This is a genomic window from Sphingomonas sp. Leaf208 (genome assembly GCF_001421415.1).
Lineage (GTDB): Bacteria > Pseudomonadota > Alphaproteobacteria > Sphingomonadales > Sphingomonadaceae > Sphingomonas.
The window spans coordinates 144730-159164 of record NZ_LMKH01000035.1 but is presented as its reverse complement, the minus strand read 5'-3'; the positions used below and the strand labels follow the sequence as shown (position 1 = coordinate 159164).

General features: G+C 65.1%; 13 protein-coding genes and 1 riboswitch. Of the genes, 7 read left to right on the top strand and 6 right to left on the bottom strand.

Features of this window, described 5'->3' with window-relative positions; translation table 11 throughout:
- Nucleotides 1–30: 30 nt before the first annotated feature.
- Genes ASE69_RS15780 through ASE69_RS15770 form a run of 3 tightly spaced genes read left to right on the top strand, consistent with a single transcriptional unit; the run spans nucleotide 31 to nucleotide 2444 of the window.
- Nucleotides 31–996, top strand: a complete 966-nt coding sequence (locus ASE69_RS15780) for a type II secretion system F family protein (RefSeq protein WP_056489416.1) — start codon at nucleotides 31–33, stop codon at nucleotides 994–996.
- 10 nt (nucleotides 997–1006) lie between these two features.
- The gene (locus ASE69_RS15775) at nucleotides 1007–1999 is read left to right on the top strand and encodes a type II secretion system F family protein (protein ID WP_056488706.1); all 993 of its coding nucleotides are present in this window, start codon (nucleotides 1007–1009) and stop codon (nucleotides 1997–1999) included.
- A gap of 52 nt (nucleotides 2000–2051) precedes the next feature.
- Nucleotides 2052–2444 carry a hypothetical protein gene (locus ASE69_RS15770; protein WP_056488703.1) on the top strand — a complete coding sequence of 131 codons (393 nt, stop codon included), beginning with the start codon at nucleotides 2052–2054 and terminating at the stop codon, nucleotides 2442–2444.
- 49 nt (nucleotides 2445–2493) lie between these two features.
- On the opposite strand, the gene ASE69_RS15765 is transcribed toward ASE69_RS15770, so the two are convergent.
- The 5 genes from ASE69_RS15765 to ASE69_RS15745 form a co-directional block, all read right to left on the bottom strand.
- A complete protein-coding gene (locus ASE69_RS15765; RefSeq protein ID WP_235518937.1) occupies nucleotides 2494–2847 on the bottom strand; it encodes a hypothetical protein in 354 nt (117 codons plus the stop codon).
- 27 nt (nucleotides 2848–2874) lie between these two features.
- Complete coding sequence (pnuC, locus tag ASE69_RS15760; RefSeq protein WP_056488697.1) at nucleotides 2875–3432, bottom strand: nicotinamide riboside transporter PnuC; 558 nt, start codon at nucleotides 3430–3432, stop codon at nucleotides 2875–2877.
- Nucleotides 3432–4562: a phosphotransferase enzyme family protein gene (locus ASE69_RS15755; protein ID WP_056488694.1), complete on the bottom strand. Its 1131-nt coding sequence runs from the start codon at nucleotides 4560–4562 to the stop codon at nucleotides 3432–3434. Before ASE69_RS15755 ends, pnuC begins: the two co-directional genes overlap by 1 nt.
- A 1-nt stretch (nucleotide 4563) precedes the next feature.
- A complete protein-coding gene (locus ASE69_RS15750; RefSeq protein WP_235518859.1) occupies nucleotides 4564–6873 on the bottom strand; it encodes a TonB-dependent receptor in 2310 nt (769 codons plus the stop codon).
- Between the two features lie 53 nt (nucleotides 6874–6926).
- A riboswitch (TPP riboswitch) is annotated at nucleotides 6927–7036 on the bottom strand.
- Between the two features lie 299 nt (nucleotides 7037–7335).
- Nucleotides 7336–7671, bottom strand: a complete 336-nt coding sequence (locus ASE69_RS15745) for a hypothetical protein (protein WP_056488691.1) — start codon at nucleotides 7669–7671, stop codon at nucleotides 7336–7338.
- 185 nt (nucleotides 7672–7856) lie between these two features.
- Between ASE69_RS15745 and ASE69_RS15740 the strand changes: the two genes are divergently transcribed.
- From ASE69_RS15740 to ASE69_RS15730, 4 genes are all read left to right on the top strand, one after another.
- The gene (locus ASE69_RS15740; protein WP_056488688.1) at nucleotides 7857–8258 is read left to right on the top strand and encodes a GNAT family N-acetyltransferase; all 402 of its coding nucleotides are present in this window, start codon (nucleotides 7857–7859) and stop codon (nucleotides 8256–8258) included.
- Between the two features lie 133 nt (nucleotides 8259–8391).
- Nucleotides 8392–8535: a hypothetical protein gene (locus tag ASE69_RS22185; RefSeq protein WP_156362367.1), complete on the top strand. Its 144-nt coding sequence runs from the start codon at nucleotides 8392–8394 to the stop codon at nucleotides 8533–8535.
- A 111-nt stretch (nucleotides 8536–8646) separates the two neighbouring features.
- Complete coding sequence (locus ASE69_RS15735) at nucleotides 8647–10074, top strand: deoxyribodipyrimidine photo-lyase (protein ID WP_156362366.1); 1428 nt, start codon at nucleotides 8647–8649, stop codon at nucleotides 10072–10074.
- A 96-nt stretch (nucleotides 10075–10170) separates the two neighbouring features.
- Entirely contained in the window at nucleotides 10171–11376 is a 1206-nt protein-coding gene (locus tag ASE69_RS15730) for an MFS transporter (protein ID WP_056488682.1), read from the top strand.
- A gap of 17 nt (nucleotides 11377–11393) precedes the next feature.
- On the opposite strand, the gene ASE69_RS15725 is transcribed toward ASE69_RS15730, so the two are convergent.
- Nucleotides 11394–14423, bottom strand: a complete 3030-nt coding sequence (locus ASE69_RS15725) for a glycosyl hydrolase family 28-related protein (RefSeq protein ID WP_082453168.1) — start codon at nucleotides 14421–14423, stop codon at nucleotides 11394–11396.
- Nucleotides 14424–14435: the final 12 nt, after the last annotated feature.

Here is a 14435-nt window from a genome sequence, read left to right as displayed (position 1 = left end):
CCACCTGACAAGCGTCACGCGATGACCGGCATGGCGCCGCTCCTGCTCGTGATGGTCGGCGCGAGCATCGTGCTGGGGATGATCGTGTTCGCATTCGCCGGGCCCTCCCCGGGCCGCGCGAAATCGCGCCGGCTCGTGGCGTTACGCGAACGGCACGGCGACGAGATCACCGTGGCGGACGCACACATGCGGCGCATTTCGCATGCACGCGATACCAAGATGGATCTGGCGTTCGGTCGTATCCTGCCCAATCCGGTGCAGCTCGCGAAGCGGCTCGCGATGACGGGCAAGGACTGGACCGTCGGCCAATACGGCATGGCGACCGCGGGGATCGCATTGGTCGTCGCGGCACTCATGCTGTTCAAGGGCATGCCGATCCTGCTCGCGTTGCTGTTCGGCCTGTTCGTCGGCATCGGCCTGCCGCATCTGGTCGTCGGCAAGACGATCAACCGCCGCGTCGGCAAGTTCACCGCGAAGTTTCCCGACGCGATCGAGCTTCTCGTCCGCGGCTTGCGCTCCGGCCTGCCGATCAGCGAGACGATCGGCGTCGTCGGCCACGAGCTCGACGGCCCGGTCGGCGAGGAATTCCGCTCGGTCAGCGACAAGATGAAGATTGGCCGGACGATGGACGCCGCGCTCCAGGAGACCGCGGACCGGCTCGGCACGCCCGAATTCCAGTTCTTCGTCATCACCATCGCGATCCAGCGCGAGACCGGCGGCAACCTTGCCGAGACCCTTGCCAATCTCGCCAACGTGCTGCGCATGCGCGGCCAGATGAAGCTGAAGATCAAGGCGATGTCGTCGGAGTCGAAGGCGTCCGCGTACATCATCGGCGCGCTGCCATTCATCGTGTTCGCGCTGATCTGGTTCATCAACGGCACCTACATGCAGCGGTTCTTCGTCGACGAACGGCTGATGGCGATCGGCATGGGCGGCATGATGTGGATGGCGATCGGCGCCTTCATCATGGCCAAGATGATCAACTTCGAGATCTGAGGGACTGACGATGGGCGAGACCGCCGGACCTACCCTGCTCGGGGTCGACGTACTCTGGGTCGCGACGATCCTGTCGGGTGTCGCCGCGTTCGCCGTGATGATCGCGATCTATGCGGTGACGACGGTCCACGATCCGATGGCGAAGCGCGTCAAGGCGCTGAACGACCGACGCGAACAGTTGAAGGCCGGCATCACCGCCTCGACCAAGCGCCGCGCCAAACTCGTCACGCGCAACGACACCGCGGATCGGATGCGCGGCATCCTGTCGTCGATGAAAGTGCTGCAGGACAGCCAGGTCAAGGCGGTCCAGGTCAAGCTGATGCAGGCCGGCATCCGCTCGAAGGAATGGGCGCCCGCAGTGATCTTCGGACGCTTGGTGCTGCCGATCGTGATCGGCGGGGCGATGCTCTACTGGGTCTATGGCACCGATGGCTTCGCGACCTGGGGCCCGCTCAAGAAATACGGGCTCGTCGCGATGAGCTTCATCCTGAGCTACAAGGCGCCGGACCTGTATCTCGACAACAAGATCAAGAAGCGCTCGGATGCGATCCGCAAGGGCCTTCCCGACGCGCTCGACCTGCTCGTGATTTGCGCCGAGGCCGGCCTGACCGTTGATGCCGCGTTCCACCGCGTCGCGCGCGAACTCGGCCGCGCCTATCCCGAACTGGGCGAGGAATTCACCCTCACCGCGATCGAGCTGGGCTTCCTGACCGACCGCCGCAGCGCGTTCGAGAACTTCGCGTTGCGCGTGAAGCTGGACGCGGTGAAGGGCGTCGTCACGACGATGATCCAGACCGAGAAATACGGCACACCGCTTGCCTCCGCACTGCGCGTATTGTCGGGCGAATTTCGCAACGAACGCATGATGCGTGCCGAGGAGAAAGCGGCACGTCTGCCCGCGATCATGACCGTGCCGCTGATCCTGTTCATCCTGCCGGTGCTGTTCGTCGTCATTCTCGGTCCAGCCGCCTGCTCGATCTCCGACGCGCTGCTCAAGGGGTAAGCAACCGCAACGCCAACGGATCGTTGAGCCCCCGTAACAGGAGGGTTTTTCGATGCCGTTGTTTTCCACGCCTACGCAATTCGCCGCGCTCGCGCTAATCTTCGTCGCCGGCTGGCTGTTCGGATTGGCGAGCCATCCCGGTGGCAAGAAGTGGAAGGCGCGCTATCACGCCGAGCGTGACGCGCACGCGGTCGCCAAGAAGGATGCCGACATCCGCGCCGCCGCCGCCGAAAAGCGTGCGGTTGAGGCCGAGCATGAGAATGCGCGCCTCGTAAAGGCCACGCCGGTAGCGCCAGTCGTACCGGTGACGACGACCCGTGCGCCGGTAGAGGATCGCTCGATCTTCGTGTCGCCTGACACGCGTCCCGTAGCCGCGTCGTCGGCCCGCCCGGCCTATAATAATGATGGCACGAAGCGCGGCTGGTTCGACTTCGACCGTCGCTAATCGCTGAAATACGGCCCGCTCTCTGTCGAGCGGGCCGCCTTATCCAAGCCTATTGGTAATGTGCGACGTTCTTGAACCCGGTGTTCGTCTTCGCCATCTTAACCAGCTTTCTAGCGTAGGACCGCACGTGCCGGTCGAAGCGCGTATCGTTGTAGACGCCGCGCCAGATATACTCGTCGCGGTCCAGTATCGCAGCAAGCGCGGCGGTAAACGTCGCTTGGCTGTCCGCGACGCCTTTGCGGCTCATCAGCGCACAGACCATTTCCTCGGCTGATGCCTTGTCGCAGTCATCCTGCAATTCACGGCCGCCACGCTCGGCCACAACCTGCTCGGATCGCGCAGCAATACCCCGTGCGTCCAGCCATTTGCGGACCGCGTCGCCGTCCCAGTCCTTTTTGTCCACCAACGCCCAATCTCCGTTTCGCGCGCACTAGCCGGTGGAGCGCGCCTGCCAGCGCCGATATCCGATCACGGCCAGCACGACCATCGCCGCGTACAGCCCGGCAGTGAGCATGAGCCCCTTGTAGGCGAACATCCCGACATACAGGACGTCGACCGCGATCCACAGCAGCCAGTTCGCCGCATGACGCCGCGCGACCCAATATTGCGCGACCAGACTAAAGCTGCTGAGCGTCGCGTCGGCCCAGGACAATGCCGCGTCGGTGTAACGGCTCATGAACCAGCCGATCACGAACGCCCCGACCGCGCCCGCGCCAAGACCGGCGAGCGCACGCGATGGCCGCAAAGGCTCCACGACGACATCGCCTTTATCGTCCTTCCCCCGCGCCCAGGCCAGCCAGCCATAGACGATCGCGATCGCAAACAGCGCCTGAAGCACCATGTCCGCATAGAGCCGTACGTCGAGGAACAGCTTGAAGTAGAGCGCACAGGCGACGAAATTGATTGGCCAGCACAGCATGTTGCGCTTCGCGGTCAGCCATATCCCGGCGAAACTGACGACGACCGCGATGATCTCGAGCGGCGTCATCACGGCGCGATCCGACGCAGGAAGTCCTGGCCCGGACGCGAGAAGAACCACGCGGCATGGTCGATCAAATACCCATCCCAAGCCATGGCGGCGGACGCGGTGTCCGCCACGAAGGCGGTGAAATAATCGGCCTCCGACAGCGCGAATTCAACATGAACCAGCGGCAACAGCGACACGACCGCGGCGATCTCCTCATCGCTCAGCGGTAGGACTTCGGCATAGCCCGCCATAAGCGCCAGCGCCGTCTCGGGATCGGCGATCGCATCGTCAGCCCCCTGCCCCAGATCCAGCCATCGCACCGACGTCCGCTCGATCGCCGTCGCGATGTCGTGAACGGCATTCGTGCGATCGGCCAACCCGAAGTCGAACACGGTCCGTACCGCGCCCTCTGGCGTCCAGAGAAGGTTGGAAGGATGCCAGTCATTGTGCGTCCACAACGGCGCTTGTTTCGCGAGAAGCAACGACAGGTCGCTATCGGCCTGCTCGAACAATCGCGCAAGTTGCGCCTGCCACGGCCGGTCCGCGAGGAACGCGGCCAGCGCCGGGCGGGCGGCAACATAGGCGCTCGCCGCAGCCAGCGGATCGGCGGCAGGAAGTATCGTGAAACTCGAGACCAGGGGTTGTCGGCGTCGCACTGGCGCATCGAACCCGCGCGCCGCGACGTGCAGTTCCGCCAGCGCCACGCCGGCGGCATGGGCATGGTCGAGCGACAGGAACGACGTCCACGACAGCCGGTCGCGATACAAATCCTCCCCCGGCGCCTGGCGGTGCAGTTCGTACGACCACGGACCGATCGCGACGGCGCTCGCCCCTTGTGCGGTCGCCATCACTTCGGGCACCGACACGCCCGCACCGGCGAGATGCACGATGTACGCATGTTCCTCGGCGAGCCCTTCGATCGTGCGGACAAGGTGATGGTGGCGCTTCAACAGGAACGCGCCGTTCGTCGTGTGCACCAGCGTCGCGGCGGAGAAGGGGCGCGGGGAATGCCAGTGTAGCCCGGTCATCCGCCCAGCCGCGGGAAAGTGCGCCAGCGCGGCTTGGGCCTCGTCCGCTGCAATCGCGGGCCATGTCGGCGCCTCCAGCGTCGTACCCATGCCATGGACCAGATGCTTCAGCTGCGACGCCACCTCAGAACGCCCGCGAGATCGTCGCCATGACCGCCGCGCCACTGCCGATGTAATAAGCGGGCGGCGCGCCGGCGATGACCGTGCCGTTGCGGCCGATCGTGTCCTGCGCATTGGTGCTGACCGACTGCACGCCGGCGAGGACGTGTGGATCGGTGACGTTGATCGCGTTGACCCGCAGATCGGTGCGCTTGCCGTCGAGCCAGTCGGCGAGGTGCATGCCGACCGATAGGTCGAGCGTCGCATAGCCCTTGATGCGCTCATCGTTCATGAAGCTCGCATATTGCCGCCCGATATATTTCGACGCGACACTGCCGAAGAAACGCCCGTCGTCGTAGATCCCACCGGCGCCGAACTGGACGGTCGGACTGGACACCGCGTGCTTGCCCCTGGTCGGCAGAAAGTCCGCACCGACCGGAAGATCGTCGTCGATCCGTGCGCGCAGATATTCGCCCGAGAGATACAGGCTGACACCCGCGACCGGGCGGTAGTCGATCTCCGCATCGACGCCGTACGAGGTCTGGCCGCCAGCGTTGAGCGTCGCATTCACCTGCGCGCCGCCCTGGTCGAGCACGGTCGCGAGCTGGCGGTTGCGGAACTTGTAGTGGAAGCCGGTCACCGAGGCGGAGAGCTGTTCGCCGATGAACCGATAGCCGATCTCCTGCGAGACCGAATATTCGTTCTTCAGCGCGTTCGTCCCCTGCACGACCACTTCGCCACCATAGTAGCTGTTATAGAGCGTGAACTCGTTGGGCGTGCGGAAGTTGGTGGTGATGTTGGCGAACAGCTGCTGGCGATCGTCGATCCGGTAGTGGATCGCGGCACGCGGCAACGCGGCGAAGCTGTCGTTGCGCACCTTGTCTTGCGGCCCGGGGAGGTAATTGCGGCCGTTACGCACGACGTTCACGCCTTTGAACCCGGCATCGATCGTCAGCCGCGGGGTCAGCGCGATGCTGTCGGCGACGAAGAAGCCCTTTGTCACGGTGACGGTGCGCTGGTTCTCATAGGCGAGCAGGCGGCCATCGGCGGTGCGGATCGCCTCGGCGCGATAGCCCCAGCGATCGGTCGGCTGCCCGTCTGCGTCGATCGAGGTGTAGGACTGCGTGACGCGGTCGGTGCCGTAGTCGAACCAGAGCCCCGCCGTGAGCGTGTGCGCGCCGGTCCTGAAGGTCAGCTTGCTGACGTTGCCGGTCCGCATCTGGTCGCCGGTGTAATTGCCGAGCACGGTCGCGACGCCGTCGACCGCACCGGGCAGCGCAATCGGCTGTGCCAGTTCCTCAGTGCCGAGGAAATTCCCTTCCGTGGTCAGCTGCGTCCCGTAGGGCGAGTTGCCGTAGCCGAACTGGAGATAGGTGGTGGTGTCGAGCGCCAGCCGATCGGTCAGCACCAGATGCACCGGCGCGGAGGCGTAGAGATTCCGGAACGGCGCGCGGTACAGGCGCCAATAGTTCGTGTTCCCCGCCGTGTAGCGCTTGTCGTAGTTGAAGTCGCGGCCCTGCGCGTTCCATTCGGCGAGCGTCGGGCTCGGATAGCTCGACGAGTTCGCGTCGTTGTACGACAACGCAAGGCTGGCGCGGTTGCCGGCGCCCCATTCGCCCAGGATCTTGGCGTCGATATGCTGGCGCGTATCGTAGCCGGCACCTCGCCAATTGTCCGCACGGGTATTCGAATAGGACAGGAACGCCTTCAGCCCGGTATTGCCGATCGTCCCGCTATCGACCCGGAAGAACCCACGCCGCGCCGCGTAGCTGCCGAGCGACAAGTCGACGAGCGCACCGGGACGCGCCTTGGGATCGTCGAGCGCGAGCGACAACAGCCCGCCCGCGCCGCCGAGCGTGGGTGAGTCGATATCGACCGAGCCCTGCGCGAGCGAAATGCGCTTCAAATTCTCGGGATCCGCGAACTGCGACGGATAGGCATAATAATAGCCGATGTCGTTCTGCGGCGCGCCTTCCATCAGCACGCCGATCTCGTCCTGGCCGAGCCCGCGCAACGTGAGGCTGGAACTCGTCGACAGACCGTACGGGTCGCTCGACGCGACGTTCGCGCCGGGCAGCAGCGTCACCAATTGAAACGCGTTGAGCGTGGGCGCCTGCTTGACGATGAAGTCGGCGGAGATCGCACTCTGCGCGCGCGGTACCTTTTGGTCCGGGAGCAAGCCGGCCGGATCCTGCTTGCCGACCACACGAATTTCCGTGGGTTCGACCGGCTCGGACGCGACCTGCGCGCTTGCAGAGGATGCGGCAAGGCTCGCCGAGAGGGTCAGCGCTACCCGGAAAGCAGGGCGGCCACGCGCTATAAACGGGCGCGTCACAACAAAAAACCAGCATTAAAAAACGTCACGTCCACTCCAATCGGAGGGACGACGGGCCAGCCGCAGACCCTCCCTACGCCGGTATAAGCCGGATCAGGTTCAGCGGGTCATGGGCTGTTGCCCACCTCTCAGCCGCACATCAGCGGCCCCCCGGGGATGCGTTTCGCTTAGGCGGTTGGGCGGGTGGTGGAAAGGGCTATCACGTTGATCTGGCTGGAGTGCCGGACGCGGTGCACCGGCGAACCTCAAGCCCCTCCCCAAGAATGGCGCGCAGCGGCCGGCCTACCCAGAAAACATGCTGTGAAAACAAGGTAGGCCGACCGCCTCTACTGCTCGATCGACGAGCACCACCAGGGTCGGCAAGGGAACGCCAACACCGCGGCGGTGTGACAGTTACGTTGCAACGCGGCATAAAGACTCACCGCATCACAAAATGTCTCGGCTAACGGCGGCGTCGCACGGTCAGGCGCGACCCTCGCGGCGCTTGATCTCGCCCAGCAGCGCCTCGGCCACCGGGTTGCCGACCTCGCCACCCGACTGGTCGTACGCGCCCGCAAGCTCCGCGTCCGTCGCGCCCTGCAACAGCGCGTTCACCTCGGCGTTGAAGTCGTCGACCTCGCCCGCGGCGGCATCGGCGGCGTCCTCGCTCGTCACGGCCGGCTCCGCTCCAGCGACCGGGGCGTGTGCCATCACGGCATCCTGCTTGAAGACGTCGAAGGCTTCGGCGGCCTCGTTGCGCTCCTCGATCGCGATTTCGAGGCGGGTGAACAGATCGAGCTGCGGTGCGGTGTTTTCCATTCCGCCAGCTTATCCGCGCGAACACGGTCCAGGCAACTCGTTCGCGCACGACCGGCGCACGGAGCAGGAACGTACCAGGAATCTCTATAATCTAAAGCAACTCGTGAGACTTCCAGCCGGAACGTCCGTTCTGCCCTTCAAGCCGCCGACCTGGAACCAGCGATCGGTTGCAACAGGGAGAGACCATGACCGCGATCCGAGCCGCCGAACCCTATGACCTTTCACGGTTGATGGCGTTCGATTCCTTCCCCGGAGACCGGATCGCGGAGATCGTCGAGCGCCGCATGCTTGTAGCCGAAGCGGACGGCGTCATCGCAGGCTATATCGCGTGGCAGACCGGCGGATGCATCGGCAAGGACTATGTGAACAAACTGGTCGTCGATCCGGACTATCGTCGCCACGGGATCGCCCAATCGTTGATAGCCGAACTGAAATCTGTCTTGAGTGGCAGAGTTTTCATCTCGACCGGTGTCGATAACAGCGCCGCTGTCGGACTTTTGACACGCACCAATTGGCAATTAGCCGGGCAGATCGTTGGCTTGCGCCCTGCAGACGAAGCGGAAATCTTTTACTACCGAGACCTCTGAGTCGCGGCTTTGCCCATGATATTTACTACCAACATCAGTTCTCACGGAGTTAAGCGGGCAGGTCGAGACATTTTTGCGACTAGTCGAGGGACCGACTTGTATCACCAAACGTTTGCGGCGATATAACTCAGACATGCCCCAACGGATGCTCAATCCCGATCAACGGCTTCGCGAGCATCTCGAGGATGCGCTGGCGGAGGCTGATGCGCTCGGCCAGACGGTCGTCGCCGCATTGATCTCCGAGGCACTCGACGCTTTGGCATACGTCCGCCCCTGAAGGGATCGTCGCAACGGCCCCGTGTGTTGGGCCATCATGGTAACGCCGCTCTCACAACCTTCGACTATAGAATCGCTGGACTCCTGGGCCGAGGCGTCCCGCGTCCGCCGGATGAACGCGGCGGAAGTACGTCCGACGGGGCGCTACGTCCTTTGCTGGCTGCAGCAGGCGTTGCGTGCCCGCGACAATCCGGTGATCGACGCGGCTATCCGTCTCGGCAACGATCTCGGCCTGCCGATCCTCGTCTACCACGGGCTGCGCGAAGACTACCCCTACGCGTCCGATCGCCTTCACCACTTCATTCTGGGTGCGAGCCGCGATCTCGCGCGCGACTGCCGACAGCGCGGCCTTGCCTGCGTCCAGCATGTCGATCGCGACGACGCGCGCGAGAAGGGCCTGGTCTATCGTCTGGCCGCCGACAGCGCCGCGGTGTTCGTCGAGGACCAGCCGACCTTCGTCGCGCGCTGGCAGTCGGACCGTGTCGCCGCCCGCACCGAAGTCGCGATGTTCGCGGTCAATGCCGCATGTCTGGTCCCCCCCGCGCTACTCGGCGACGGCATCGGCTCGACCACCGCGTTCCGGCGCAAGCACGAGGCAGTGCGTGCGGATTGGCTGGCGATCGACGACCTTCAGGCGGACATTGCCGCGTATGACGGCCCCCTGCCCTTCACATCGGATCGACTTGAGTCATGCAGCAATGCCGACCTTGACCGTCTGGTCGCTAGCGCGGCGATCGATCATTCGCTTGTGCTCAGTCCCGACTTCCCGGCCGGCCGCGACGGCGCCCTGACGAAACTCGAACGGCTGATGGACACTGTGCTGCCGACCTATGCCACGACCCGCAACGATGCGACCAAATCGGTCGGTGCCAGCATGCTCTCGCCCTATCTGCATTTCGGCGTGATCGGCCCACGCGAAGTCATGGCCACCGTCGAAGCCGCCGATGCGCCCGCCGCCGCCAAGACCAAATTCGCCGACGAACTGCTGACATGGCGCGAATGGTTCCACTACCAGGCTCGCGCGCTTCCCTCGCCCGAGCGCTACGACCGCGTCTCGGAATGGGCCCGCGAAACGCTCGCAGCGCACGCTTCTGACCCGCGTCCGGAAGTGGAAACGCTCGCCGACTTGCTCAACGGAACCACCCGCGACGAGACCTGGAACGCCTGCCAGCGCCAGTTCCTGGTCGATGGCTGGATGCACAATAATCTGCGCATGTACTGGGCCAAGCGGATCATCGCCCTGACGCCCGATCCCGAGACGGCATGGGCGACAGCCTGCTACCTGAACGACCGGCTCAGCCTCGACGGACGCGATCCGTCGACCTACGGCAACATCGCGGCGTCGTTCGGCGCAGGATCGCCCGGTCGCGACGGGCCGCCGATCTACGGCAAGGTGCCGACGCGGTCGGATAGCTCGACCCGGCACCGCGACGGTGGCCCGGAGTGGCTTCGTACCGCCGCAACGCGTACCGCGCCCGAACCTACGCTGCCGTCGAGCCCGCCGTCCGCACTTTACCTTACGGGCGAACTGCCCATCTAACCCGAGCGCGCGTCGCCGCCCGCTAACAACGCCCGATCCATTCACCTGCAAGCATGGCGCGCCCGTCAGGCGCAGCGCCGTACACCGGAATTGACCATGACATCGACTGCGCAAGACCGCCCGGAACCTCGTACGACGGGCTATGTCCTGACCAGCAGCGTGACGTTTGCGATGGCGGCCGCTGCCGGCGTCGCGGTCGCCAACATCTATTACAACCAGCCGATGCTCGGCGTGATCGAGAAGGATCTGCCGGGCAAACTGTCCACGCTGATCCCCACCGCGACACAACTGGGGTATGCCGCGGGTCTGTTCTTCCTCGTACCGCTCGGCGACCTGATCGAGCGCAAGCGCCTGATCGTGATCCAGTTCGCGGTCCTCGCCGCCGCGCTGGTCGCCGCCGCGATTGCGCCCACCGCAGGCCTGGTCGTGGCTGCCTCGCTTCTGGTCGGCATCGCCTCCACGGTCGCGCAGCAGATCGTCCCGCTAGCCGCCAACCTCGCCGCCCCGGATCGACGCGGGGCGACCGTCGGCACGGTCATGTCGGGCCTGTTGTGCGGCATATTGTTGAGCCGAACACTCGCCGGCTTCGTCGCCACGCATGCCGGCTGGCGCGAGATGTTCTGGCTCGGCGTGCCGATGGCGCTCGCCGTCGGCCTCTGGATGGCGATCAAGTTGCCCCGCAGCCAGCCAGCCGCGACGCTGTCCTATGGCGGCCTCCTCCGCTCGCTCGTCGGGCTGTGGCGCGAGTTCGGCGCATTGCGGCTCGCGACCGTCACCCAGTCGCTGATCTTCGCCGCGTTCACCGCGTTCTGGACCATCCTCGCGCTTAGGCTTCAGGAGCCGCGCTATGCGCTGGGCGCCGACGTGGCGGGCCTGTTCGGCATCGTCGGCGCAGTCGGGATCTTCGCCGCACCGATCGCCGGACGGTACGCGGATCGAAAGGGACCGCATATGGTGATCGCGCTCGGCGCCGCGCTGACGCTGGTTTCGTGGATCCTGTTCGGCGTGTGGACCTCGATCGCGGGCATGGTCGTCGGTGTCATCGTGCTCGATTTCGCCGTCCAGAGTGCGCTCGTGTCCAACCAGCACATCGTCTACGCGCTGCGCCCCGAAGCGAGGGCGCGGCTCAACACTATCTTCATGGGCGGCATGTTCCTGGGCGGCGCGGTCGGGTCCGCCGCCGCGACGCAGGCTTGGGCCGCGGCCGGCTGGTCCGGCGTGGCCATGCTCGGCATCATGCTGACCGCACTGGCGACGCTGATCCAGACGGTCAGCCTGGTTCGGCGCAAGCGGGCGATCTGACCGACCGCCCGGCGCGCTTACAGTCCGATAGAGTAGAGTGCGTGGTGCGCCAGGATGAACAGCGTACGACGATCGGCGCCACCGATGACGAGTTGCAGCGGACGTTCCGGTACGTCGATACGGCGTAACAGCGAGCCGTCCGGCCGGTAGACGAACACCTGTCCATTGGCGACGTACAGGTTGCCGGCCGCGTCGCGCGTCGCGCTCTCGCCGCCGCGCGGTGCGACGACCTTGAGGTCCGTCACCCGGCCATTGTCGCCGACCAGACCGCTATACGTGCGGTTCTCCGACCCGTTGGTCAGCACCACCCTCTCGCCGGGGGGCGCCGTGACGAACCCGTAAGAGTCGAGCGTATCGGACCAGCGCCAACCCTGATGATCGTCCGGCCCCTGATTCCACACGCGGAACGCCGGCAGCACCAGCGAACCGTCGGGCGAGACATATTCCTGCGCCTTCGCCTCGCCCATCTTGCCGGTGAAGAAATCGGCGAGCGGTGGATATTGGTACGTCGTAGGATCGATCCGGTCGGCGAACTCGCCATTCGCCCAGACGTTGACTGGCAACACCGTCGCCGCACCGCGTCTCGCCTTGGCTGGGGTCGGTGCGATGACTCGAACGTCAGCCGGCTTGGTCGGATCGATGCTGTAGACGGTCCCGTCTCGCCCGGCCGACGACAGCACCAGCAGATCGCCAGACTTGGCGACCGCTAGGTTCACCGCGTCGAGCGGCGCTTCCGCGACGATCGACAGGCCTTCGGTCTTCGACCAGCCATGGATCCGCTGGAAGCGGCGATCGATGAAGTAGAGCTTGCCCTGCGCATCGACTGCACCGCCGGCGATCGAATAGAATCCGTCGGCCAGTTTCTCGACGCCCGGCGTTGCCGGTATCGGGGTTTGGACCGCCGTTGCAGGTGCGGCCGGCACGTCGAGCTTGGCGAACTCCAACTCGCGCACCTCCTGCCCGCGCGTCATGTCTTTGATCGTGTTCTCGAACGGGAACTTGCTCGCGCGCAGATACGTGCCGCAGCCCTTCGCATCGCAGCTCGCAAACCCGCTTTCGGCGTTCACATGGACATTGCGGAAACGGATATCGCCGGAGTTGTAGAGCTTTACCGCGGCGTCCATCGGCTTGATCGACCGCGTGACGCGGTAGCTGTGGTAATTGGCGAACAGGATGTTGCGCGAATTGCGGATCTCGGTGGAAATCGCGTCGACGCCGTCGCGCACCTCCTGCTCGGTCTGCGGCGCGAGGAATTCCCAGTTCTCGACGTTGTCGAGCACGATCTCCGCGCGATAATGATGTTCGGCCGACAGTTCGTAGACGTGACCGGGAGTCTTGGTGTTCGAGACGTGGAAGCCCGCCGATGCCAGCGTGTTCGGCGACCAGATCGCCGCGAACGTGCCGCCGCCGCCGTCGGTCACCCAGATGCTGGGATGCTGCCCATCGAAGCGCGCGCGCGGATCGCCGAATCCGATCGGGCTGCCCTTGGTCAGCACGGTGCCGCCCCCGCCCTGGATCTTGACGTCATTGACCATCGACGCCTCGCCCGCCTTCCAGAGCAACGCCGTCGCGCGCGGGTTCACGCCGCCGGTCCAGAGCCCGAGGCCGGAGACGATCGCGTTGCCGCCCTTCGCGCTCTCCAGCAGAGCCTTCGGGCCACCGACGCCCATATAGGCCGGCGTCTCGTCGGGGAGATAGAGATGCGTGAGGCTAGGATGCAGCGAGATCAGCACGCTGTCGGGCCGCAGCTTCAGCGTGTCGGTGACGCGGTACCGACCGACCGGGAGATATAGCACGCGGTGGGTGTCGATCGCGCGCTGCAAGGCTGCAGTATCGTCGGTGGCATCGTCACCTTTGACGCCCAAATCACGCACGTTCGTCCATTCGCGCACGGCCGGCATGGCCCGGATCGCCGGCGCACGTCGAGTGGGTAGTCGTGACAGCGGCGCGATCGAAACGTCGGTCGCATATTCGCCGATCGTGCCGAGGCCCGCCAGTTTCAGACCGTAGGAAAAGTCGGCGACCCGGTAGGTCGGCCCCGCGGCCGCGATCGTCTTGCCGCTGTCGCGGAAGCGCGCGAAGGTCGGCGTATTGCTGGCGACCGCATTGTCGAAGCCGATCTGCGTGAAGACGCTGTTCTCCGCCGAAACGACGATACCTGCCTGCGATACGTTCTCGAACCGGACGTCCTTACCCCAGAACGAATCCGAATAGCCGCGGTCGATCTCGATCCCGACCGGCGTATCCCGGATCGCGACGTTGACCAGGGTCAGGTCGACCTCATGCTCGCGGATCGCTGCGTCGCGCTGTCCCTGGAACTCCGAATCCAGCAGCGTGAACTGCCACGCGGGCGAGGTCTTCTCCGACATGATGCCGTAGCGACCGCCGAAGAACCGCAGATTCTCGAACTCGTTGCCCGCCTGATAGACGCCGGCAAGACCCGAGCCGATGTGGAAGTCGATGTGCCGCAGATAGCCATGCTGCGCGACGCGGAAACGTACCGCGACCGCGCCCGTATTGCCGTCACCGATCCGGAAATCGACGTTGGACAGCGTGGAATAGAAGGTGCTCGAGGTCGCATCGTAGATCGCCGGATCGAACGGGACGCTGGTGCGCGGCGGTACGGGTGCCTTGCCGACGCGGTACTGGTCCTCGCCGGTGAAGCTGACCATCGCCGCCACGCCGGATCCAAAGCCCGCGCTGTTGTCGGCAAGGACGATCTCCGGGCGAGTCGAGCCGACACCGAAGACGCGGACGGCGGACCGGATGAAGATCGTGCGTGTGATCCGATAGCGTCCCGACGGCAGGAACACGACGCCGCCATGACCGCCGGCCGCCGCCGCGTCGATCGCCTGCTGGATCACCGCGCTATCGTCCGCGCGGCCGTCGCCGACGCCTTTGACGGTTACCGCCTGCGGATCATTGGGCTGGCTGAGATAGACCGAGACCGACTTGGTTGGCGCCGCCGTCTTTGCAGCCACGGTCTTTGCAACGGCCGGGCTGGCGACAAGAAGCACCGTTCCGCAGAGCAGCCATTTCGCAACCATCGTCCGTCTCCC